This is a genomic window from Thauera sp. GDN1 (assembly GCF_029223545.1).
Taxonomy (GTDB): domain Bacteria; phylum Pseudomonadota; class Gammaproteobacteria; order Burkholderiales; family Rhodocyclaceae; genus Thauera.
In genome coordinates this window covers 901,101-921,470 of record NZ_CP097870.1, presented here as the reverse complement: position 1 = coordinate 921,470, position 20,370 = coordinate 901,101, and the positions used below count along the sequence as shown (strand labels likewise).

Here is a 20,370-nt window from a genome sequence, read left to right as displayed (position 1 = left end):
GGCCTCGAAGCCGTAGGCCCCGCATTGCCGAGCGTAGGCAATTGTGTTTTAATACGAATCATTCTTGTTTTTAACCGTCTTTTTAAATGACCGAGCTTGAACCCCGCAACGACATCGAATCCGCGTGCGCCGGGGCGATCAGCGCCAGCGACGAAGGCAGGCAGAACACACCGGCATCCGCCCTGGACAGCGACCAGCTGCTCGGCGGGCAGCCTGCGGTCACCATCATCCACGAGGGCGCCCGCTATGTCCTGCGCGCGACGCGCAACGGCAAGCTGATCCTGACCAAGTAGATTCCCGCCCGGACCAAGGGGCCAAATTCCGGCAAGAGGGCTAGACTATGTATGTGTGCGTGTGCAACGCCGTCACCGAAAAGCAGATCCACAAGGCGATCGACGACGGGATCCGCACCCTTCGCGAGTTGCGGCAACTGCTCGGCGTCACTGCCGAGTGTGGTCGTTGCGCGCGTTGTGCAAGGGATTGTCTGCGCGTATGCGCAGACCAGGCGCCGCACGCAGGCAACGGGCTGCGATCCACGGGCCTGACGCCCTCTTACCCAATCATCCTGGAGGCGACATGAAAGGCGACAAGAAGGTCATCCAGTTCCTCAACAAGCAGCTGACCATCGAGCTGACCGCGATCAACCAGTACTTCCTGCATGCACGCATGTACAAGAACTGGGGTTTCGATCGCCTCGGCAAGCATGAGTACGACGAATCGATCGAAGAGATGAAGCATGCCGACATGCTGATCGAGCGCGTGCTCTTCCTCGAAGGCCTCCCCAACCTGCAGAACCTGAACAAGCTGCTGATCGGCGAGAACGTGCCCGAAGCCATGCAGGGCGACCTCAAGCTCGAGCTCGGCGGCCGCGAGAACCTGATCGAGGCGATCGCGTATTGCGAATCCTGCAAGGACTACGTGTCGCGCGAGCTGTTCGAGCACATCCTCGAGGATACCGAAGAGCACATCGACTATCTGGAGACACAACTCGGCCTGATCGAGAGTGTCGGCCTGCAGAACTACCTGCAGTCGCAGATGGAGCCGAGCGCCTCCTGATTCCGCGCGCTCCTTGCCCGAGCCGTTCCCATTTCGACCCACACGCTGCCTCCGCGGAGGCAGCCTCCCTGCCTCCGCACCGATGCATCCAGCAGTTCAGGCCTTGCCACCCGTCCCCTCCCCGCTCGCGCCACCGCTCACAGCCTCCGACCTCTCCGGTTCCCGGCACGCCGGTACGGAGACCGCCTTCGGCGCGCCGGTGACGAATCCGCGCTCACCGATGAACCTGCGGGGCTCGCCCACACGACGTGCATTGCTCGCCATGATCGTGGCCGGTGCCCATCTGGCGGGTCTCGCTGCCCTCGTCCACCTCGGCAGCCAGCAAGCCACTCCGCCCGAGATCGTGCCGATCCAGGTCGCACTGATCGAAGCCGAGCCGGTCGCCCGCCCGGCCCCCGAACCCGCTCCCGCACCGGTGCCGGAACCCGTTCCCGCGCCACCGATCCCGACGCCGCTACCGCCCGAGGTCCGCCGCCCGGAGCCGCCACCGCCCAAGCCAGCGCCCAGGAAGCCGACGCCCAAACCCGCCGTCAGGAAGGAAGCGGAGCGGGTCACCGAATCGCCGAGCGCGCTCAGCGCCCCGGCCGAAGCCGCGCCGGAACCGGCACCGCCCGCCCCGCAGCCCCCCGCTCCCGCAGCTGCCCCACCTGCGCCGGCCGCCGCCGCGGTCACGGCCGCGCGCTTCGACGCCGCCTACCTCAACAACCCGCGCCCGCCCTACCCGATGCTGTCACGCCGGCTGCGCGAGGAAGGCCAGGTGATGCTGCGCGTGCTGGTGTCGCCGGAAGGGCAACCTGCCCGCATCGAGCTGCGCACCAGCTCCGGCTCGGAGCGCCTAGACCGCGCCGCGCAGGAGGCGGTCGCGCGCTGGCGCTTCGTTCCGGCACGCCGGGGCGACACCCCCATCGAGGCCTGGGTCCTCGTTCCCATCGTCTTCAAACTGCAAGGAAACTGAACATGGACAGTTCGCAGGCTTTCGGCCTGGCCCACCTGTGGGCCCAATCCGACACCATCATCCGCAGCGTGGCGGTGATCCTGCTGGTGATGTCGATCACCAGCTGGTACCTGATCCTGACCCGCGCGCTGCGCCAGTTGCGCGCGCGCCGCCACGGCGACGCGGTGGAGAACTTCTGGCGCGCGCCCGATCTCGAGGCCGGCCTCAAGCTGCTCGCCGAAGCCGCGCCCGACTCGCCCTTCGAGGCGCTCGCCCAGCAGGGCGCCGCGGCCGCCCAGCACATCCGTCGCCACACCCGGAACGACACCCTCGGCGGCAAGCTCGACGCCGACGAGGTCATCACCCGGGCGCTGCGCAAGTCGATCGCGCTGTCGACCGCCGCGCTCGAATCCGGCCTCACCGTGCTCGCCTCGATCGGCTCGACCGCGCCCTTCGTCGGCCTCTTCGGCACGGTGTGGGGCATCTACCACGCGCTGGTGAACATCAGCGTCTCGGGCATGGCCACGCTGGACAAGGTCGCCGGCCCGGTCGGCGAGGCGCTGATCATGACCGCCTTCGGCCTCTTCGTCGCCATTCCGGCGGTGCTCGCCTACAACGCGATCACCCGCGCGAACCGCCTCGAGCTCTCGGAGCTCGACGCCTTCGCCCACGACCTGCACGCCTGGTTCTCGACCGGTGCCCGCATCGCCGCGGTGACCCCGCGCACCGCCGGTCAGCACGAGGCCGCGCTCCGCGTCGCGCGCAGCAGCCCTGCCGGCAGCCACGGAGCGGCGTGATGGCCTTCGGCGGATTCAACCAGGGCGACGCGCGCCCCCTGCAGAGCGAGATCAACATGGTCCCGCTGATCGACGTCATGCTGGTGCTGCTGATCGTGTTCATGATCACCGCGCCGCTGCTGACGCATTCGGTCAAGATCGACCTGCCGCAGGCCTCGAGCAATCCCACCCAGGAAAAACCCGAGACGGTGTCGGTGTCGATCGACAGCGAGGGCCGCATCTACTGGAACGACGAGGGCGTGGATGCGGTGGCGCTGCCGGCCCGCCTGGCCGCAGCCGCGGCAAAGCTGCCGCAACCCGAGCTGCACCTGCGCGCGGATCGCAACACCCGCTACGAGACCATCGCCGACGTGATGTCCAAGGCGCGCACCGCCGGCATCGAGAAGATGGGCTTCGTGACCGTGCCCGAAACCACGCAGTGAGGCGCCGAGGCGCCTGACGAAAACGAAGAGGGCGCTGCAACGGTGCAGCGCCCTCTTCGTTCGTGACCCCGGCGCCGCTTGCCGGCGCCGCGGGCGGGTCAGTCCTGCCGGTTGCGCACGCGCACGATCACGTCGATCTCCTGCAGCATGGTGCCCTCCGGCAGGCGGGGCGTGCCGAGGATGCGCAACTCGTCGTCGGCCAGGTCGCGGACCTCGCCGGTGTCCATGTTGTAGAGATGGAAGTGGGGCGAGGTGGTGGAGTCGTACACGATGCGTTGCGGATCCACGAAGAGTTCGCGTACCAGATGCTTCTCGCTGAACAGGCGCAGCGTGTTGTAGACCGTCGCCCGCGACACGTCCGGCGAATGCTCGCGCACGTTGGCCCAGATCTGGTCGGCGGACAGGTGCACCGGTGCCGAAAACAGCACACGGGCGATCTCGATGCGCTGGTGGGTGACGGGCACGCCCGCACTGCGCAGACAGGCGATCGCATCGGCGGAGGAATAGGCTTTCATGGCAGTCGGCACGGCAGCAGGGGCATCGAACGTGGGATTCATCTGGTCCATGTCCGAATGCTGGACCCGGTCCAGCCCCGACGTCAATAGACTTTCGTCGCAGTGCATGCCACGGCACGCGCCACCGGACGGCGGCGCATGCGCGTGGTATCCCCCGAAAGCGCTTACTTGAAGGGTTCAGGACGCGGGGTGTCGTTGCTGGACGGCGGCAGGTGCGGCATTGCGATCTGCGGCAGTTCGCCGGTCAGCGTCTTCAGGAAGGCGACGATGCTGCCTATCTCGTCCTTGCTGTAGGTGCGGCCGAGTTGCAGGCGCCCCATGATGTCCACCGCTTCCTCGAGCGTCTTCGCCTCGCCGTCGTGGAAGTACGGATAGCTCAGCTCGACGTTGCGCAGCGTCGGCACCTTGAAGTTGAAGCGGTCGGCATCGACGCCGGTCACCGCAGAGCGGCCTTCGGCGGGCGAGCTGCTCTTGTACGGCTCGACCACGCCCATGCGCTGGAAGGAGGTACCGCCGGCCGCCGGGCCATTGTGGCAGGCCACGCAGCCGCTCTCCTTGAACAGGGTGTAGCCGGCGAGCTCCTTCTCGGTCAGCACCTTGTCGTCGCCCTTCAACCACTTGTCGAAGCGCGCGTTGGGCGTGACCAGGGTCTTCTCGAACTCGGCGATCGAGTCGGTGATCATGTCGATGTCGATCTTGTCCTTGCCATAGACCGCCTTGAACTCGGCGACGTAGCCCGGGATCGACTGCAGGATGCCGACCGCCAGGGTGTGCGGCATGTTCATCTCGACGCCGGCCTGGATCGGGCCGCCGGCCTGCTCCTTGAGGTCGGCCGCCCGGCCGTCCCAGAACTGGGCGATCGCGAGGCTGGAGTTGAACACCGTCGGCGAATTCACCGGGCCGGCCTTCCAGCCGTGGCCGATGGAGGTCTTCAGGTTGTCGGTGCCGCCCATCGACAGGTTGTGGCAGCTGTTGCAGGAAATGATCCCCGACATCGACAGGCGCGGCTCGAACCACAGCTTCTTGCCCAGTTCGACCTTGCCCGGATCGGACACCTGCGCCGCCTCGATCGGCTGAATCGGCTCATCACGCACCGTGGCCGCCCACGCACTTCCGGCAACGGCCAGTGCAACCGCGACACCCAGCACCTTCATCTTCGTCATGACGCTTCTCCTTGCTTGCTCAGCGAAATATGTTCAGCGGCCTGGCGGTCCTGTGTGCCGCGGCAGGCCTTGTATTTCTCCTCGCCTCCGGCATGAATTAGACGTCGTCTAAAGGCGGTAAATATTGACCAAGGTCAACGTTTACCACTATCCAGGCTGAACCAAGCCGAGGCATCGCAGTCTCCTGTCGGGCGCCCGAGTCGATTGCATGCTGCATTCCGATACAACGCCGCCGCGGCCGAAGCCGCTATTCTTGAGTCCGCAGATCAATCGGCGCTGCCGCCCGGGCAGCAGCCACCAGGAAGCTCATGAACACCACCCCTCCCCCGCGCAGACCGGCGCGCCCGAACTGGGGCCGGCGCAGTCTGCTGATCCTCGTTCCCGCCCTGCTCGCCGGCGGCTGGTATGCCTGGCCAAAGCTTTTCGGCAGCCGCGACCCGAACGGCGGCTATCAGTTCTCCGCCGTGCAGCGCGGCGACGTCGAGGACGTGGTCACCGCGACCGGCACACTGCAGCCGCGCGACTACGTCGATGTCGGCGCCCAGGTCTCCGGGCAGCTGCGCAAGATCCACGTCGAGGTCGGCGACACGGTGAAGGCCGGCGACCTGCTCGCCGACATCGACCCCACCGTTTACCTGGCCCGCGTCGATGCCTCGCGCGCGCAACTGAAGAACCTGCGCGCCCAGCTCAAGGATCGCGAGGCCCAGCTCACGCTGGCGCAGATCCAGTTGCGCCGCCAGCGCGCGCTGATGGCCGAGGACGCCACCACCAAGGAGAGCCTGCAGACGGCCGAGGCCTCGGCGCAGTCCGCCGACGCCCAGCTCGACGCCCTGCGCGCGCAGATCGAGCAGATCGAATCCACCCTGCGTGCCGACGAGGCCAACCTGCAGTACGCGCGCATCCTGTCGCCGATGACCGGCACCGTGGTGTCGATCACCGCGCGCCAGGGCCAGACCCTGAACACCAACCAGCAGGCGCCGGTGGTGATGCGCATCGCCGACCTGACGACGATGACGGTGCAGACCCAGGTCTCGGAGGCCGACGTCAGCCGCCTGAAGCTCGGCATGGACGCCTACTTCACCACCCTGGGCGGCAACGGCAAGCGCTGGGAGGGCCGGCTGGAGAAGATCGAACCCACGCCGACGGTGACCAACAACGTGGTGCTCTACAACGCGCTCTTCGACGTGCCCAATCCGGACGGCCGGCTGATGACGCAGATGACCGCGCAGGTGTTCTTCATCGTTGCCCAGGCGCAGGACGTGCTGCTGGTGCCGATGGCCGCGCTCGCCCAGGGTGCGCAACGCACGCCGCAGTCGGCTGCCCCGGCGACGGCGGGGAGCGCTGGCGGCAGCGGCACAGGCGCGAGCCGCGGCACGGGCCAGGGTGGCCAGGGCCGCGGCTCGGGCGCGGCAGCAGGCGGGGCAACGCGCCAGGGCACGGTGAAGGTGGACGACGGCCGCGGAGGCGTGGAGGAGCGCAAGGTCGAGCTCGGCGTCTCCAATCGCGTCCAGGCCCAGGTGCTGTCGGGCCTGGCAGAAGGCGAGCGTGTGGTCTCCGGCCTGGTCGTGGGCAGCGGCAACGGCCGGCCGCAGATGACGCCGCGGCTATGAAGCTGGACACCCTCCCGCCCCCCTTCGACGGCAACGCCAACGCGCACGGACCCGACGCGGCACCAAGCGCGCGCGCCGTGAGCGCGAGTTCGGCGCAGGACCGCGCCGACATGCCGGGCGCGAGCACACCGCTGATCGAGCTCGCGGGCATCACCCGCAGCTTCCTCAATGGCGAGGTCGAGACCCGGGTTCTGCACGGCATCGACCTGCAGATCTTTCCCGGCGAATTCGTCGCCATCGTCGGCGCCTCGGGTTCCGGCAAGTCGACGCTGATGAACATCCTCGGCTGCCTCGACCGTCCCAGCAGCGGCACCTACCGCTTCATGGGCGCGGACGTGGCCGGCTTCGACCGCGACGAACTCGCGCGCCTGCGCCGCGAGGCCTTCGGCTTCGTGTTCCAGAGCTACAACCTGATCGGCGGCGCCACCGCACGCGACAACGTCGAGGTGCCAGCGGTGTATTCCGGCATGCCGCGCGAGGAGCGCCACCAGCGCGCCGAGCAGCTGCTCGCCACGCTCGGCCTGGCCGAACGCGTGCACCACCGCCCCAGCCAGCTCTCCGGCGGCCAGCAGCAGCGGGTGTCGATCGCACGCGCGCTGATGAACGGCGGCCGCATCATCTTCGCCGACGAGCCCACCGGTGCGCTCGACAGCCGGAGCGGCGCCGAGGTCATGAAGCTGCTGCACGAGTTGTCGGCCGCCGGCCACACCATCGTGCTGATCACCCACGAGCGCGAGGTCGCCGAACAGGCGCAGCGCATCATCGAGATCCGCGACGGGCGCATCGTGTCCGACCCCGGGCCGCGCCTGCCGCAAGGACCGGAGCCCGACTTCGCCCCCCACGTCGACCGCAGCTCCCCGCTGTCGGACGTGCTCGAGGCCACCCGCACCGCGCTGCGTGCGCTGCGCGCCAACCTGTTCCGCGCCATCCTCACCCTGCTCGGCATCGTCATCGGCGTGGCCTCGGTGATCGCCATGCTGGCGATCGGTGACGGCGCCAAGCAGAAGGTGATCGACCAGGTCAGCGCGATGGGCACCAACCTGCTCACCGTGCGCCCCGGCGCCCCCAACACCCGCGGCCGAGACGCCCCCGCCACGCTGGTGGTCGAGGACGTGCAGGCGATCGCCGCCCTGCCCAACGTGCTCGCCTCGGTACCCGAGCAGGGCGGCACGATCACCGTGCGCGCGGGCAACACCGACCATCGCACCAGCGTCAACGGCACCTCGGCCGACTACATCGTCGCGCGCAACTGGGCCCCGGCGAGCGGCACCTTCTTCAGCGCCGAGGACGAGGCACGCTACGCCACGGTCGCGGTGCTCGGCCAGACCGTGGCCAATGCGCTGTTCCCGGGGCGTGACCCGGTGGGCGAGTTCATCCTGGTAAACAACATTCCCTTCCAGGTCACCGGGGTGATGACGCCCAAGGGCGCCACGCCCTGGGGCCAGGACCAGGACGACATCGTCTTCGTGCCCTTCACCACCGGCAGCCTGCGCATCACCGGCCAGCGCTTCCTGCGCAACGTCACGATCGCGGTCGAGGACGTGGCGCTGATCGACGACACCCAGGCCGCGGTGAGTGCGCTGCTGCTCGCCCGCCACGGCGTCGAGGACTTCCAGATCCGCAACATGGCCTCGGTGATCGACACCGTGTCGGAGACGCAGAACACGCTGACCGTGCTGCTCGGCACGGTGGCGGCGATCTCGCTGCTGGTGGGCGGCATCGGCGTGATGAACATCATGCTGGTGTCGGTCACCGAGCGCACCCGCGAGATCGGCATCCGCATGGCCACCGGCGCGCGCACGCGCAACATCCTGCAGCAGTTCCTGATCGAGGCGCTGGTGGTGTCGGCGGTCGGCGGACTGATCGGCGTCGCCGTCGGCCTGGGCAGCGCCGCGACCATCGCCGCCTTCGGCACCGCGGTGCAGTACTCGCTGCCCCCGGTGGTGCTCGCCTTCAGCTGCGCCTTCCTCACCGGCCTGGTGTTCGGCTACCTGCCCGCGCGCAAGGCCGCCCGCCTCGACCCGGTGGTTGCCCTCGCCTCCGAATAGATCCTGCCCATGTCCGCCCGCCCCGTCCTGCGCACCCGCCTGCTGCCCGCCACGCTGCTCCTCGTCTTCTCCGCCGGCTGCGCGCTCACCGAGCCCGTCGTCCGCCCCGGGCAGCCGCTGCCGGCGCAGTGGGCGGAGACGGCGCCGGCAGCCATCGCCCCCATTCACGACAGCTGGTGGCAGGACTTCGGTTCCGCGCAGCTCGACGCCCTCGTCGCCGAGGCGATGAGCGCTGCGCCCGACCTGCGCATCCAGGCCGAACGCGTGGTGCAGGCCGAGCTCGCGCTGCGTCAGGCCGGCGCCTCGCTTTTCCCCGCGCTGAACCTCGGCGGCGGCAGCGGCACCCGCAATGTCGATGGCGACGAATCCGGCTCCACCAGCATCGACCTCGGCGCAAGCTACGAGATCGACCTCTGGGGCCGCATCGCGGCCGGCGTCGACGCCAGCCGTGCCAGCCTCGCCGCCACCCGCTTCGACCACGACGCGGCCCGCCTGTCGATCAGCGCCAGCGTGGCCACCACCTGGTTCCAGATCCTGGCGCTGCAGGAGCGCGTGGACATCGCCCGTCAGAACCTCGCCATCGCCGAACGCGTGCTGCGCGTGGTGCAGGCGCGCTACGACAACGGCGCCGCCTCGGCGCTCGAGCTGAGCCAGCAGCGCAGCACCGTGCTCACCCAGCGCAAGGCGATCGAGCCGCTCGAAGTGCAGCTGCGCCAGACGCGCAGCGCGCTCGCCATCCTGCTCGGGCGCAATCCGCAGACCGCCTTCCCCGACGATGAACGCCTCGCCGCGCTGCAGGTACCGGGCGTCGATGCCGGCCTGCCGTCGGAGCTGCTGCTGCGCCGCCCCGATCTCGCCGCCGGCGAAGCCCGCCTCGCCGCCGCCGCCGCCGACATCGCCGCCGCCCGCGCCGCGCTGCTGCCCGCCGTCAGCCTGTCGGCCGGGGCCGGCATCGGCAGCAACGCCCTGCTGTCGCTGGCCGACACCACGCGCACGCTGTCGATCTCGGCCAGCCTGGTGCAGAAGATCTTCGACGGCGGCCGCCTGCGCGCCGAGGTGGACATCCAGCGCTCGCGCCAGCGCGAACTGGTCGAGACCCATCGCAGCGCCATCCTGGTCGCGCTCAAGGAAGTCGAGGACGCGCTCGCCGATGGCGCCCGCGACGCCAACCAGGAAGCCGCCCAGCGCGAGATCCTCGCCGAAGCCCAGCGCAGCCTGCGCCTGGCCGAACTGCGCTACCGCGAAGGCGCCGACAGCCTGCTCAGCGTGCTCGATGTCCAGCGCACCCTGTTCTCGGCGCAGGACCTGCTCGCGCAACTGCGCCTGGCGCGGCTCACCGCCGCGGTGAATCTGTACAAGGCGCTGGGGGGCGGGTGGACGCATCGCATCGGCGTCGACGCCAACGCCAACGCCAACGCCGCCGCACGATCGGCTCACGCCGGCACTGTCGCAAGCTCCGGACAACCTGGCAACTGAACGAGGGCGGTGCCTGAGCAGCCCTCCCGGAGCAAGCGCCCGCCACCAGCAGGACCGGCACATCGCGGGCAGGCCGAATCCCGGAGTCAATCTAAAACTTATTGCGAATTGTTTGCATTACTGCAATACTTGCGCGCTCGATCAGCCAGCCACCTGAAGCGCGCGCCCGGGCGCACTCCGCATGCAGGAAGCCAGCCACTCATGACTTCCCGAACCCCGGAGACTCGCCTCGATGAAAGCCCCTCCCGTGCAGCGCTGCAGCGCTGAACGCCCGTCCGAAGCACGTCCGTGCGCACACCCCCTGCTGCCGCTTGGCGCCCTGATGCTCGCCGGCATGTCGCTCGGCGCTCACGCCCAGACCACCCCGACCACCACCCTGCCCGCCGTCACCGTGCAGGCGACCGAAGACGCCCCGCAGGACGGCCACCGTGCCACCGCCACCCGCGTCGGCAAGGTCCTGCAGGACCCGCACGATATCCCGCAGGCCGTGACCACGGTCACCAACGCGCTGATGGAAGAGCAGCAGGTCGGCAGCCTGAAGGAAGCGCTGCGCAACGTCTCCGGCCTGTCGTTCAACGCCGCCGAAGGCGGTCGCTCGGGCGACAACATGAACCTGCGCGGCTTCTACACCTTCGGCGACATGTACCTCGACGGCATCCGCGACACCGCGCAGTACAACCGCGAGACCTTCAACCTCGAGCAGATCGACGTGCTGCGCGGCTCGGCCGCCATGCTCTTCGGCCGCGGCCAGGCCGGCGGCGTGATCAACCAGGTCACCAAGACCCCGCTGCTCGGCAACCGCGGCAAGATCACCGGCAGCGTCGGCACGGACGACTACCGTGAAGTGACCGGGGACTTCAACCGCGAACTCGGCGACACCACCGCCGTGCGCCTGAACGTGATGAAGCGCGACGAAGGCAGCTGGCGCAGAAACCCGGCCGACGGTGCCGAGCCCGAGATCCACCGCGAAGGTGCGGGCCTGAGCCTGGTCACCGGCCTGTTCACCGACAACGAATTCACCTTCAACCACTACTACCTGAAGACGCGCGACAACCCGGACTACGGCATCTCCTTCGATCCGGCGACCAAACGCCCGACGCAGAACTTCTCGGCAGACACCTTCTGGGGCACGAACAACACTTTCGACGACAGCGACACCTCGATGACCTCGCTGGTGCACCAGCACAAGCTGTCCTCGCAGGCCGAGATCCGCACCCAGCTTCGCCATGCGAACTACGAGCGGGTTTACTGGGCGCAGGCGCCCAATCGAACCGATGCGCCGAGCTTCGACGGCAGCACCGGCAGCGCGAAGGTGCGCCAGACCGAGACCGAGAACCTGACCCTGCAGTCCGACCTCACCGCGCGCGCCGACCTGTTCGGCATGAAGCACGAGCTGCTCGCCGGCGTCGAATACCTGAAGGAGGACTCCAGCCGCCGGAGCCTGCAGGATCTGGACCCGGGCACGGGACGATTCTACCGACCCGGCGCCTTCACCTCGGCACCGGCGATCACCTACGAGGGCGACACCCTGGCCTTCTACGCGCAAGACACCATCGAGTTCGTCCCGAACTGGAAGCTGACCCTGGGCGCACGGCACGACTCGCTCGATGCCGAGTACTCCAGCGTCAATTCACCGCAACTCGACTTCAGCGAGACCAGCATCCGTACCGGCCTGTCCTGGCATCCGACCGAATACACCCACTACTACATCAGCTACAGCGACTCCTTCAGCCCGACCGCCGACCTCTACCAGCTCTCCGGCGGCGCCTTCCCCGCCGAGCGCAGCAAGGTCACCGAGCTCGGCGCCAAGTGGATGCTGATGGAGGGCGACCTCGCCCTGCGCGCGGCGCTGTATCGCGCCGACAAGGACTGGGAGCGCAACACCGACCTCGAATCCACTGCCGCGATCCTGACGAAGAAGCGCCGCACCGACGGCTTCGAGCTCGAGGTCGCCGGTCGGGTCACGCCAGACTGGGAGGTGTTCAGCGGCTTCTCGCTGCTGGATGCGGAGATCCTCGAAATCGCGCCGGACGCCGATCCGCGCCTCGAGGGACAGCGCCCGCGCAACACGCCGAAGCTGACCTTCAACCTGTGGTCGACCTACGCGCTGGGCGGCGGCTGGAAGATCGGCGGTGGCGTGGAAGCCAAGAGCGACCGCTATGCCTACGTGCCGACCGCCGCCAATGCAGGCAGCAACTTCATCGATGGCAGGTTCTCGCCCAACACCGCGCCCGGCTACGCGCGCTGGGATGCGATGCTGGCCTACGAGCAGAAGACCTGGGCCGCGCGCCTGAACGTGAAGAACGTGTTCGACAAGGTCTATTACGACGCGGTGTATGACCAGGGTGGCTTCGCCATCCCGGGCACCGGCCGTGCCGTGATCCTGACCGGCGAATACAAGTTCTGATCCTTCCACCCGATGGGCCCGGCCCGGGCCCATGCGCCCCAGCCGGGCCGCATGCCCTTCCGGCGCCCACTACGCTTTCCGCTTTCTCGCCATGAACAAACGCCAATTCCTGCGCACCACGGCCGGCCTGCTGCCGCTCGCACTGCTGCCGAGAACCCTGCTCGCCGCCGGCACGCCGGCCATGCCGGATTCCGTACATCTGATCGCAGCCTGGCGCAGCCTGCACGAGCTTGCCCCCGACGGCAGTTCGCGCGGCGCCGCCGCCCAGGGCGCGACCGACTACGTCGGCCTCCTCGTTCCCGACTGGCAGGCGGGCATCGCCCGCATCCGCAGCGCGGTCGCGGTACCCGACCGCGTGCACGGCCTGCTGCCCGACCGCGACGGCGGCTTTCTCGTCTGCGCCAACCGTCCCGGCCCCTGGCTGATGCGCTGCGCCGCCGACGGCACGGTGCTTGCCCGCCAGGAGCTCGAGGACGAGCGGAGCGGCCGCACGCTCAACGGCCACGCGGTGCTCGACCCCAGCGGCGAGTGGCTATACACCACCGAGTCCGAAACCGGCTCGACCCACGGCTGGATCGCCGTGCGCCGGCGCGACACCCTGCGCAAGGAGGCGGAATTCCCGACCCGCGGCATCGAGCCGCACGAACTGCTGTTCGATGCCGAGGGCAAGCTGGTGGTGGCCAACGGCGGCATCCTCCGTGCCGCCGGCGACCGCAAGCGCGACCTCGAGCGCATGGATTCCTCTCTGGTTCGGCTCGACCCGAAGAGCGGCGAGCGCCTCGGCCAGTGGTGGCTCAAGGACAAGCGCCTGAGCCTGCGCCACCTCGCGCTCGGCGCTGCGCCCGCGACGGATGGCCGCGCGCTCGTGGGTGTCGCGCTGCAGGCCGAACACGAGGATCCGGCCGAGCGCGCCGCCGCGCCCATCCTCGCAATCTGGAACGGCGACACGCTGGAGATCCCCAGCCGCGAGACCGTCGGTGCGGGTTATTGCGGCGACATCGCCACCGGCATGGACGGCGGCTTCTACCTGTCCGCCGAGCGCAGCCACCGGGTGACACGCTGGCATCCTGTCGCCCCCGAACGCCTGGAGGTGATCGCCGAGCTCAACAAGGCCGGTGCGCTCGCCGAACTCCCGCTCGACGGCACTCACGCCAGCCTGATCGGCTCGCCGCGCGGGCTCGGCTTCTGGCACCCGCAGCGGGACCCCGTGCTGCTGCGCTGGCCGGTGGAGATCGCACCCGACAACCACTGGGTCGCGGTGTCCGCCTGAGGAACGCGGGCGGTGAGCCGCCCCCACCGCCCGCACGCGCGCTTGAGCTTTATCAGAAAAAGCTTTAACGCGACCTATTATCATTCTTCCCATCGCCCGCCCTCTCCGCCTCTTCGGACACCCTCGCCTCATGGACTGCGCCTCTTCGCCTCCTGCGTCGTCGCTGCCTTCAGCCGCCCTGCGCACCCTGGCCCTCGTCGGCCACCCCAACGTCGGCAAGTCGGTGCTGTTCCACCGCCTGACCGGCACCTATGTCACGGTGTCGAACTACCCCGGCACCACGGTGGAGGTCTCGCGCGCCACCCCGCGCTTCGATCGCGACGCCTCGCTGCTCGACACCCCGGGCGTGCTCGCCCTGCCCTCGCGCAGCGACGACGAGCGCGCCACCATGCGCGCGCTGCTCAATGAGGACATGCGCACGCTGATCCAGGTCGGCGACGCCAAGAACCTGCGCCGCACGCTCAACCTCACCACGCTGCTGGCCGAACTCGGGGTACCGATGGCGATGGCGCTGAACATGACCGACGAAGCCAGGGCGCGCGGGGTCACGGTCGATGCCGCAGCACTGGCCGCGGCGCTCGGCGTGCCGGTGGTGGCGACGATCGCAACGGGTGGAGAAGGTGTCGCCGCACTCACCGACGCGCTGCCGCGCGCCGCCCTGCCGGCGCCGCTGCTGCGCTACGACCCGGAGCTGGAACGCGACATCGCCCGCGTCGAAGCGCTGATCCTCGCCCACTGCCCGCACCCGCGCCTGGCCGCGCGCGGGCTGGCCATCCTCGCCATCGGCCGCGATCCGGAGGTCGACGCCTGGCTCGCCGCGCAGCCGGGCAGCGAGCCGGTGCGTGCGGCGCTCGCCGCGCTGACCGCCGCCATCGGCCGCGACTCGCTGCCCGCACGCCTCGCCCGCGAACGCGGGGGCGCGGCCGAGGCGCTCGCACGCACCGTCACCCAGCAGGCCGGCGGCAAGGACCGCACGCTGTCGATGCTGCTCGGCCGCATCGCGGTACACCGCGTATGGGGCTGGCCGATGCTGCTCGGCGTGCTCTACCTGGTCTATCTCTTCGTCGGCGACTTCGGCGCCAGCACCCTGGTCGGGCTGCTCGAGGAAGACTTCTTCGGCGAGGTGCTGAACCCGGCGGTCACCGAGTTCGTGCGCGGCCACATCGCCACACCCTGGCTGGCGGATCTGATCGTCGGCGAATACGGCCTGTGGACGATGGGCATGACCTATGCACTGGCACTGATCCTGCCCATCGTCACGACCTTCTTCCTCGCCTTCGGCGTGCTCGAGGACTCGGGCTACTTCTCGCGCCTGTCGGTGATCGCCAACCGCATGTTCGCCGCCATCGGGCTGAACGGCCGCGCGGTGCTGCCGATGGTGCTCGGCCTGGGCTGCGTGACCATGGCCACCCTCACCACCCGCATCCTGCACACCCCGCGCGAGCGCCTGATCACGATCTACCTGATGGCGCTGGCGATCCCGTGCTCGGCGCAGCTCGGCGTGGTGCTCGGCCTGCTCGGCGGCATCTCCTTCGCCGCGACCGTGATCTGGGTCGCCGCCATCGTCGGCGTGCTGCTATTCACCGGCTGGCTGGCGAGCAAGGTGGTGCCCGGGCGGCGCGTGCCGCTGGTCACCGAGCTGCCGCCGATGCGCATGCCGGTACTGGGCAACGTGCTGAAGAAGACCGGCGGTCGCTTGAAGTGGTACCTGATCGAGGTGATCCCGCTGTTCCTGATCGGCACGCTGATCATGTTCGGGCTCGACCGCAGCGGCGCCTTGCCGTGGATCATCGAGGCCGGCGAGCCGCTGGTCGTGGGCTGGCTGGGGCTGCCGCCCGAGGCCAGCGCGGCCTTCGTGATGGGTTTCCTGCGCCGCGACTTCGGCGCCAGCGGCCTGTTTGCGCTGCAGAGCGAGCTGTCGATGATCCAGGCCGTGGTCGGCATGGTCACGATCACGCTCTTCGTGCCCTGCATCGCCAGCCTGATGATGATCGTCAAGGAACAGGGCGTGAAGGTCGCCGCGCTGATGCTGGCGATGATCATCCCCACCGCCTTCCTCGTCGGCGGCCTGCTGAACCACGGCCTGCGGCTGATCTTCTGAGGAGCACGCGATGATGAACGCGCCCCACGCGCATGCGCAGGAACGCATCCGCCTCACCGGCACGCCGGTGGGTCGCATGGTGCGCATCGCCGAGTTCGGCGACGAGATCGACCCGCTGCAACGCGAGCAGCTCCACGCCTACGGGCTATCGGCCGCCCACGCGGTGAAGGTCCTGCAGCAGCAGCCGATGACGGTGCTGCTGTGCGAGCACGTGGAACTCGCGATCGAGCATGCCGTCGCCCGCCACATCTGGGCCGAACCGGCCTGATCGCGCCGGCGCGACGAAAACGCTCATCAAGCGCTTCCGCCCGCGCCGTTCGCTCAACCGCGCTGCCGGCGCGCCTCGAACAGACAGATGCCGCTGGCCACCGACACGTTCAGGCTCTCCACGCTGCCGTGCATCGGGATGCGTGCGAGCTCGTCGCAGGTTTCGCGGGTGAGCCGGCGCAGGCCGTCGCCCTCGGCGCCGAGCACCCAGGCGACCGGCACCTTCTGGTCGATGTCGTGGATGGACTTCTCGGCCTCGCCGGCGGCACCGACCACCCACACGCCGGCGTCCTGCATCTCGCGCAGTGCGCGCGCGAGGTTGGTGACGGTGATGTAGGGCACGGTGTCGGCGGCGCCGCTGGCGACCTTGACCGCGGTGGCATTGAGCCCCACCGCGCGGTCCTTGGGCGCGACCACGGCGTGCGCGCCCGCGGCGTCGGCCACGCGCAGGCAGGCGCCGAGGTTGTGCGGGTCCTGCACGCCGTCGAGCACCAGGATCAGCGCATTCTCGTCCAGGCTGTCGAGCACGTCGGCGAGCTTGATGTCGCGCCGGGTGGCATCGACCTTGGCAACCACACCCTGGTGGCGGCGGGTGCCGACCAGTCCGTCGAGCTTGTCGCCCTCGCTCGGGGTGATGCGCACGCCGGCGGCCTCGGCCTGGGCGAGGAACTTCTTCACCCTCGCATCCTTGCGGTCGGCGGACAGGAAGATCTCCAGCACCGAGTCGGGCGCGTGGCGCAGCTTGGCCGAGACGGCGTGAAAGCCGTAGATCAGGCGGGTGGGAGTGTTCTCGGGTGCTTTAGCCACGGTCGGAGCCCTTTGCGGAAGTCTTGCGGCCGGCGCGTCGGGCCGGAGTCGGGGGCGCGGATTCTAGCGCTTCGGCTGCAGGTGCGGCGACCGCTTCAGCGACGACCTTCTTCGCGCGCGTCCTGCGGGGCTTGGGCTCGGCGACCGCCGGAGCGGCAGCCGGGGCCTCGACCACGGGCACGGACACCGCGACCGGCTCGGCTGCAGCCTTCCTTGCACGACTCTTGCGGGGCTTCGGCTCGGCAAGCGCCGGCACGGCGGCGGGTGCCTCGACGGCCGCCGTGACTGCAGCCTTCTTGGCGCGCTTGCTGCGGGGCTCAGGCGCAGCGGTCTCCGCAGCGGCGGGCGCAACCTCCACGACCGGCGCAGGGACGAGCTCGGCGACGACCTTCTTCGCACGCTTGCTGCGCGACTTGGGCGCGGCGGCTTCCGGTGCAGCGGGTGCGGCGTCGACGACCGGCACCGGCGCTGCCCCGGCGGACTTCTCCGGCACCTTCCGCTCCACCGCGAGCGGGCCTTCGACGAGGCGGAAGTCGATCTTGTTGGTCGCCATGTCGACACGGACCAGCTGCACCTTCACCCGGTCGGAGAGGCGGAACTGCTTGCCGGTGCGCTCGCCCATCAGGGCGTGGCGGGTCTCGTCGTAGTGGAAGTAGTCGCTGCCGAGGTCCGAGATGTGCAGCAGGCCCTCGATGAAGATGTCGTCGAGCGCGACGAAGAGGCCGAAGGACACCACTGCCGACACGCTGCCGGTGAACTCCTCGCCGACGCGGTCCTGCATGAAGTAGCACTTCAGGAACGCGACCACGTCGCGGGTGGCGTCGTCGGCGCGGCGCTCGGTCATCGAGCAGTGCAGGCCGATCTGCTCCCAGTCGCCGGGGCGGTACTGCTCGCCGGCGAGCGCGGCCTTGATGCCGCGGTGGATCAGCAGGTCCGGATAGCGCCGGATCGGCGAGGTGAAGTGGGTATAGGACTCGTAGGCCAGCCCGAAGTGGCCGACGTTGTCCGGGCTGTACATCGCCTGCTTCAACGAGCGCAGCATCACCGTCTGCAGCAGCTGGGCGTCGGGGCGGTCCTTGACCTGCTCGAGCAGCTTGGCGAAATCGCCGGCGCGCGGCTCGTCGCCGCCACCGAGGCCGAGGCCGAATTCCTTGAGGAACTCGCGCAGCTTGGCGAGCTTGTCCTCGGAGGGACTGTCGTGGATGCGGTACAGGGCCGGATGCTCGCGGCTGGCGAGGAAGTCGGACGCGCACACGTTGGCGGCGAGCATGCACTCCTCGATCAGGCGGTGGGCGTCGTTGCGCACCTCGGGGACGATCTGCGCGATCTTGCCGTTGTCGTCGAAGATCATCCGCGTCTCGGTGGTCTCGAAGTCGATCGCGCCGCGCGTCGCGCGCGCCTTGAGCAGCACGCGGAAGAGCTTGTCGAGGTTCTCGAGGTGGGGCAGCAGCTCGGCAAGCTCGGCGCGCACCCCGACATCGTTCTCGTACAGCGCCGCGGCCACCTTGGTGTAGGTCAGGCGTGCGTGCGACCAGATCACCGCGGGATAGAAGCGGTAGGACTTGATCGCGCCGGTCGCCGAGATGTTCATGTCGGCGACCATCGCCAGGCGCTCGACCTGCGGGTTCAGCGAGCACAGGCCGTTGGAGAGTTTCTCCGGCAGCATCGGAATGACCCGACGCGGGAAATACACCGAGTTGCCGCGGTCGAAGGCGTCCTGGTCGAGCGCGCTGCCGGCGTCGACGTAGTGCGAGACGTCGGCGATGGCGACGATCAGGCGGAAGCCCTTGCCCTGGCGCTCGCAGTACACCGCATCGTCGAAGTCCTTGGCGGTCTCGCCGTCGATGGTGACCAGCGGCAGGCGGGTGAGGTCCTCACGCCCGGCCCAGTCCTTCTTGCGCACCTTGTCCGGCAGCTTGCGCGTCAGCGCCTTGGCCTCGGAGGAGAACTCGAACGGCAGGTCGTGCTTGCGCAGCGCGATCTCGATCTCCATGCCGGGGTCGGCGTAGTTGCCGAGCACCTCGACGATGCGCCCGATCGGCTGCGCGAACTTGGTGGGCTGCTCGACCAGCTCGACGGTGACGATCTGACCCGGCTCGGGCTTCTTGCGCCCGCCCGGGGCGACCAGGATGTCCTGTGCCAGGCGACGGTTCTCGGGCACGACGATCATCACCCCGTGCTCGTTGATGACGCGACCGACCACGCGGGAGTTGGCGCGCTCGAGCACCTCGACCAGCTTGCCCTCGGGGCGGCCGCGGCGATCCTGGCCGGCGATGCGCACCATCACACGGTCGCCGTGCAGCACCTCGCGCATCTCCTTGGGGCCGAGGAAGATGTCCGGCCCGCCGTCGTCGCGGCGCAGGAAGCCGAAGCCGTCCGGATGGCCCTCGACGCGGCCCTTGATCAGGTCGGCCTTGGCCGGCAGCAGGTAGGCGTCGCGGCGGTTGCGCACGACCTGGCCATCGCGCTCCATCGCGCGCAGGCGGCGGTCGAAGAAATCGAGCTCGTGTGGCGCGATGTCGAGCGCGGCGGCGAGTTCCGGGAAGGGCATCGGCACGCCGCGCTCGGCGAGGATCTGCAGCACGTATTCGCGGCTGGGGAGCGGGTTCTCGTACTGCTGCGTCTCGCGCGCGCGGAAGGGGTCGGCGAGACGGATCGGGCTCGTGTGCACGCCGACCGCGGCATGGGCTGCGGCAGCCTTGCGCGCGGCCCGGCTGCGGCCCGCGCCCCTGGCGGGCATCGGCGCCAGCTCGGCTGCGCCCGGCGCCCGTTGGCCCGACCTGTCGCCGCCCTCTGCTTGCGCGGGCGCTCGGGACGCGGTCTTCGGTGCAGCGCCGGCCCTGGCGCCGTGATGGGACGAGGCGGCGCGCTTCGATGCGCTGCGCGTGGCGGGCGTGTTCGCGTCCGTGCGCTTGCGGGAGGCCTTCGCCGGGTTCTTTTCGGTTTTTTTCGTTTTACGAGTCATTGACATTCTTCTTTTGGTGCTTATAATGCGCGTCTTCTTGCCCAGATGGCGGAATTGGTAGACGCACTAGTTTCAGGTACTAGCGCCGCGAGGCGTGGAGGTTCGAGTCCTCTTCTGGGCACCAGTTTCACAGGAAAGCCGCTCTTCGGAGCGGCTTTTTTGTTGTCCATCGTCAACCGCGCCGGATGAGATCGCGGCTACCGCCCGTCCATGAGCCATCGCCTCCAGCGGTCGTCGCGCAAAAAGATTCACGAAACCCTTCACGTACGCGAAAGCCTTTGCTATTATGCGCGTCCCTGCCCAGATGGCGGAATTGGTAGACGCACTAGTTTCAGGTACTAGCGCTGCGAGGCGTGGAGGTTCGAGTCCTCTTCTGGGCACCAAACGCAGGGAAAAGCCGGCTTTAAGCCGGCTTTTTTCGTTCACCGGCAAACGTGCGTCAGTTCGGGCGAAAACGCCGCGGGAGCGGACCGGTCTGCGAACGCCCCATGCGGGGATGCCGTTCGCGGACAGAACCACTCCCGCGTTTCCT

Annotated in this window: 17 protein-coding genes and 2 tRNA genes; 15 read left to right on the top strand and 4 right to left on the bottom strand. The window is 69.0% G+C overall.

What is annotated here, in order from left to right:
- Positions 1–86 precede the first annotated feature (86 nt).
- The 6 genes from CKCBHOJB_RS04165 to CKCBHOJB_RS04140 all read left to right on the top strand — a co-directional run bounded on the left by CKCBHOJB_RS04165 (position 87) and on the right by CKCBHOJB_RS04140 (position 3,209).
- Positions 87–293 (top strand): hemin uptake protein HemP, encoded by a 207-nt coding sequence (locus tag CKCBHOJB_RS04165; RefSeq protein ID WP_281050772.1) that lies wholly within the window; start codon positions 87–89, stop codon positions 291–293.
- 47 nt (positions 294–340) lie between these two features.
- Positions 341–580 (top strand): (2Fe-2S)-binding protein, encoded by a 240-nt coding sequence (locus CKCBHOJB_RS04160; RefSeq protein ID WP_281050771.1) that lies wholly within the window; start codon positions 341–343, stop codon positions 578–580.
- Positions 577–1,056, top strand: coding sequence for a bacterioferritin (gene bfr / locus CKCBHOJB_RS04155; RefSeq protein ID WP_281050770.1), 480 nt, complete (start codon positions 577–579; stop codon positions 1,054–1,056). Before CKCBHOJB_RS04160 ends, bfr begins: the two co-directional genes overlap by 4 nt.
- 262 nt (positions 1,057–1,318) lie before the next feature.
- A complete protein-coding gene (locus CKCBHOJB_RS04150) occupies positions 1,319–2,011 on the top strand; it encodes an energy transducer TonB (protein ID WP_281051610.1) in 693 nt (230 codons plus the stop codon).
- A gap of 2 nt (positions 2,012–2,013) precedes the next feature.
- Positions 2,014–2,787: a MotA/TolQ/ExbB proton channel family protein gene (locus CKCBHOJB_RS04145; protein WP_281050769.1), complete on the top strand. Its 774-nt coding sequence runs from the start codon at positions 2,014–2,016 to the stop codon at positions 2,785–2,787.
- Positions 2,787–3,209 (top strand): biopolymer transporter ExbD, encoded by a 423-nt coding sequence (locus tag CKCBHOJB_RS04140; protein WP_281050768.1) that lies wholly within the window; start codon positions 2,787–2,789, stop codon positions 3,207–3,209. Before CKCBHOJB_RS04145 ends, CKCBHOJB_RS04140 begins: the two co-directional genes overlap by 1 nt.
- A 98-nt stretch (positions 3,210–3,307) precedes the next feature.
- Here the strand turns inward: CKCBHOJB_RS04140 and CKCBHOJB_RS04135 are convergent, their stop codons facing one another.
- Together CKCBHOJB_RS04135 and CKCBHOJB_RS04130 are read right to left on the bottom strand one after the other, a co-directional pair.
- Complete coding sequence (locus tag CKCBHOJB_RS04135) at positions 3,308–3,724, bottom strand: Fur family transcriptional regulator (RefSeq protein ID WP_281050767.1); 417 nt, start codon at positions 3,722–3,724, stop codon at positions 3,308–3,310.
- A gap of 164 nt (positions 3,725–3,888) precedes the next feature.
- Complete coding sequence (locus CKCBHOJB_RS04130) at positions 3,889–4,887, bottom strand: cytochrome-c peroxidase (RefSeq protein WP_281050766.1); 999 nt, start codon at positions 4,885–4,887, stop codon at positions 3,889–3,891.
- 308 nt (positions 4,888–5,195) lie between these two features.
- Here CKCBHOJB_RS04130 and CKCBHOJB_RS04125 point away from each other — a divergent pair, with 308 nt between their 5' ends.
- From CKCBHOJB_RS04125 to CKCBHOJB_RS04095, 7 genes are all read left to right on the top strand, one after another.
- A complete protein-coding gene (locus tag CKCBHOJB_RS04125; RefSeq protein WP_281050765.1) occupies positions 5,196–6,497 on the top strand; it encodes an efflux RND transporter periplasmic adaptor subunit in 1,302 nt (433 codons plus the stop codon).
- A gap of 110 nt (positions 6,498–6,607) precedes the next feature.
- Positions 6,608–8,545: a MacB family efflux pump subunit gene (locus CKCBHOJB_RS04120; RefSeq protein WP_281051609.1), complete on the top strand. Its 1,938-nt coding sequence runs from the start codon at positions 6,608–6,610 to the stop codon at positions 8,543–8,545.
- Positions 8,546–8,554: 9 nt separating this feature from the next.
- Complete coding sequence (locus CKCBHOJB_RS04115) at positions 8,555–10,021, top strand: efflux transporter outer membrane subunit (RefSeq protein ID WP_281050764.1); 1,467 nt, start codon at positions 8,555–8,557, stop codon at positions 10,019–10,021.
- A gap of 232 nt (positions 10,022–10,253) precedes the next feature.
- Positions 10,254–12,428: a TonB-dependent siderophore receptor gene (locus tag CKCBHOJB_RS04110; protein ID WP_281050763.1), complete on the top strand. Its 2,175-nt coding sequence runs from the start codon at positions 10,254–10,256 to the stop codon at positions 12,426–12,428.
- A 91-nt stretch (positions 12,429–12,519) separates the two neighbouring features.
- Entirely contained in the window at positions 12,520–13,698 is a 1,179-nt protein-coding gene (locus CKCBHOJB_RS04105) for a DUF1513 domain-containing protein (protein ID WP_281050762.1), read from the top strand.
- A 130-nt stretch (positions 13,699–13,828) separates the two neighbouring features.
- Positions 13,829–15,799 (top strand): ferrous iron transport protein B, encoded by a 1,971-nt coding sequence (gene feoB / locus CKCBHOJB_RS04100; protein WP_281050761.1) that lies wholly within the window; start codon positions 13,829–13,831, stop codon positions 15,797–15,799.
- Between the two features lie 13 nt (positions 15,800–15,812).
- A complete protein-coding gene (locus tag CKCBHOJB_RS04095; protein WP_281051608.1) occupies positions 15,813–16,067 on the top strand; it encodes a ferrous iron transport protein A in 255 nt (84 codons plus the stop codon).
- A gap of 53 nt (positions 16,068–16,120) precedes the next feature.
- Here the strand turns inward: CKCBHOJB_RS04095 and rlmB are convergent, their stop codons facing one another.
- Complete coding sequence (gene rlmB / locus CKCBHOJB_RS04090) at positions 16,121–16,873, bottom strand: 23S rRNA (guanosine(2251)-2'-O)-methyltransferase RlmB (RefSeq protein WP_281050760.1); 753 nt, start codon at positions 16,871–16,873, stop codon at positions 16,121–16,123.
- Positions 16,866–19,838, bottom strand: a complete 2,973-nt coding sequence (rnr, locus tag CKCBHOJB_RS04085; protein WP_281050759.1) for a ribonuclease R — start codon at positions 19,836–19,838, stop codon at positions 16,866–16,868. Before rnr ends, rlmB begins: the two co-directional genes overlap by 8 nt.
- Positions 19,839–19,877: 39 nt before the next feature.
- Between rnr and CKCBHOJB_RS04080 the strand changes: the two genes are divergently transcribed.
- Together CKCBHOJB_RS04080 and CKCBHOJB_RS04075 are read left to right on the top strand one after the other, a co-directional pair.
- Positions 19,878–19,962, top strand: a tRNA-Leu gene (locus CKCBHOJB_RS04080).
- 174 nt (positions 19,963–20,136) lie between these two features.
- Positions 20,137–20,221 (top strand) — tRNA-Leu (locus CKCBHOJB_RS04075).
- The last annotated feature ends 149 nt before the right edge of the window (positions 20,222–20,370 follow it).

Bases quoted from the DNA above. Each gene is read 5' to 3' on its own strand.
- CKCBHOJB_RS04165 (WP_281050772.1), top strand. From the start codon at position 87: ATGACCGAGCTTGAACCCCGCAACGACATCGAATCCGCGTGCGCCGGG.
- feoB (WP_281050761.1), top strand. From the start codon at position 13,829: ATGGACTGCGCCTCTTCGCCTCCTGCGTCGTCGCTGCCTTCAGCCGCC.
- CKCBHOJB_RS04145 (WP_281050769.1), top strand. From the start codon at position 2,014: ATGGACAGTTCGCAGGCTTTCGGCCTGGCCCACCTGTGGGCCCAATCC.
- bfr (WP_281050770.1), top strand. From the start codon at position 577: ATGAAAGGCGACAAGAAGGTCATCCAGTTCCTCAACAAGCAGCTGACC.
- CKCBHOJB_RS04130 (WP_281050766.1), bottom strand. From the start codon at position 4,887: ATGACGAAGATGAAGGTGCTGGGTGTCGCGGTTGCACTGGCCGTTGCC.
- CKCBHOJB_RS04160 (WP_281050771.1), top strand. From the start codon at position 341: ATGTATGTGTGCGTGTGCAACGCCGTCACCGAAAAGCAGATCCACAAG.
- CKCBHOJB_RS04150 (WP_281051610.1), top strand. From the start codon at position 1,319: ATGATCGTGGCCGGTGCCCATCTGGCGGGTCTCGCTGCCCTCGTCCAC.
- CKCBHOJB_RS04125 (WP_281050765.1), top strand. From the start codon at position 5,196: ATGAACACCACCCCTCCCCCGCGCAGACCGGCGCGCCCGAACTGGGGC.
- rnr (WP_281050759.1), bottom strand. From the start codon at position 19,838: ATGACTCGTAAAACGAAAAAAACCGAAAAGAACCCGGCGAAGGCCTCC.
- CKCBHOJB_RS04095 (WP_281051608.1), top strand. From the start codon at position 15,813: ATGAACGCGCCCCACGCGCATGCGCAGGAACGCATCCGCCTCACCGGC.
- CKCBHOJB_RS04140 (WP_281050768.1), top strand. From the start codon at position 2,787: ATGGCCTTCGGCGGATTCAACCAGGGCGACGCGCGCCCCCTGCAGAGC.
- CKCBHOJB_RS04115 (WP_281050764.1), top strand. From the start codon at position 8,555: ATGTCCGCCCGCCCCGTCCTGCGCACCCGCCTGCTGCCCGCCACGCTG.
- CKCBHOJB_RS04105 (WP_281050762.1), top strand. From the start codon at position 12,520: ATGAACAAACGCCAATTCCTGCGCACCACGGCCGGCCTGCTGCCGCTC.
- CKCBHOJB_RS04110 (WP_281050763.1), top strand. From the start codon at position 10,254: ATGAAAGCCCCTCCCGTGCAGCGCTGCAGCGCTGAACGCCCGTCCGAA.
- CKCBHOJB_RS04120 (WP_281051609.1), top strand. From the start codon at position 6,608: ATGCCGGGCGCGAGCACACCGCTGATCGAGCTCGCGGGCATCACCCGC.
- CKCBHOJB_RS04135 (WP_281050767.1), bottom strand. From the start codon at position 3,724: ATGAAAGCCTATTCCTCCGCCGATGCGATCGCCTGTCTGCGCAGTGCG.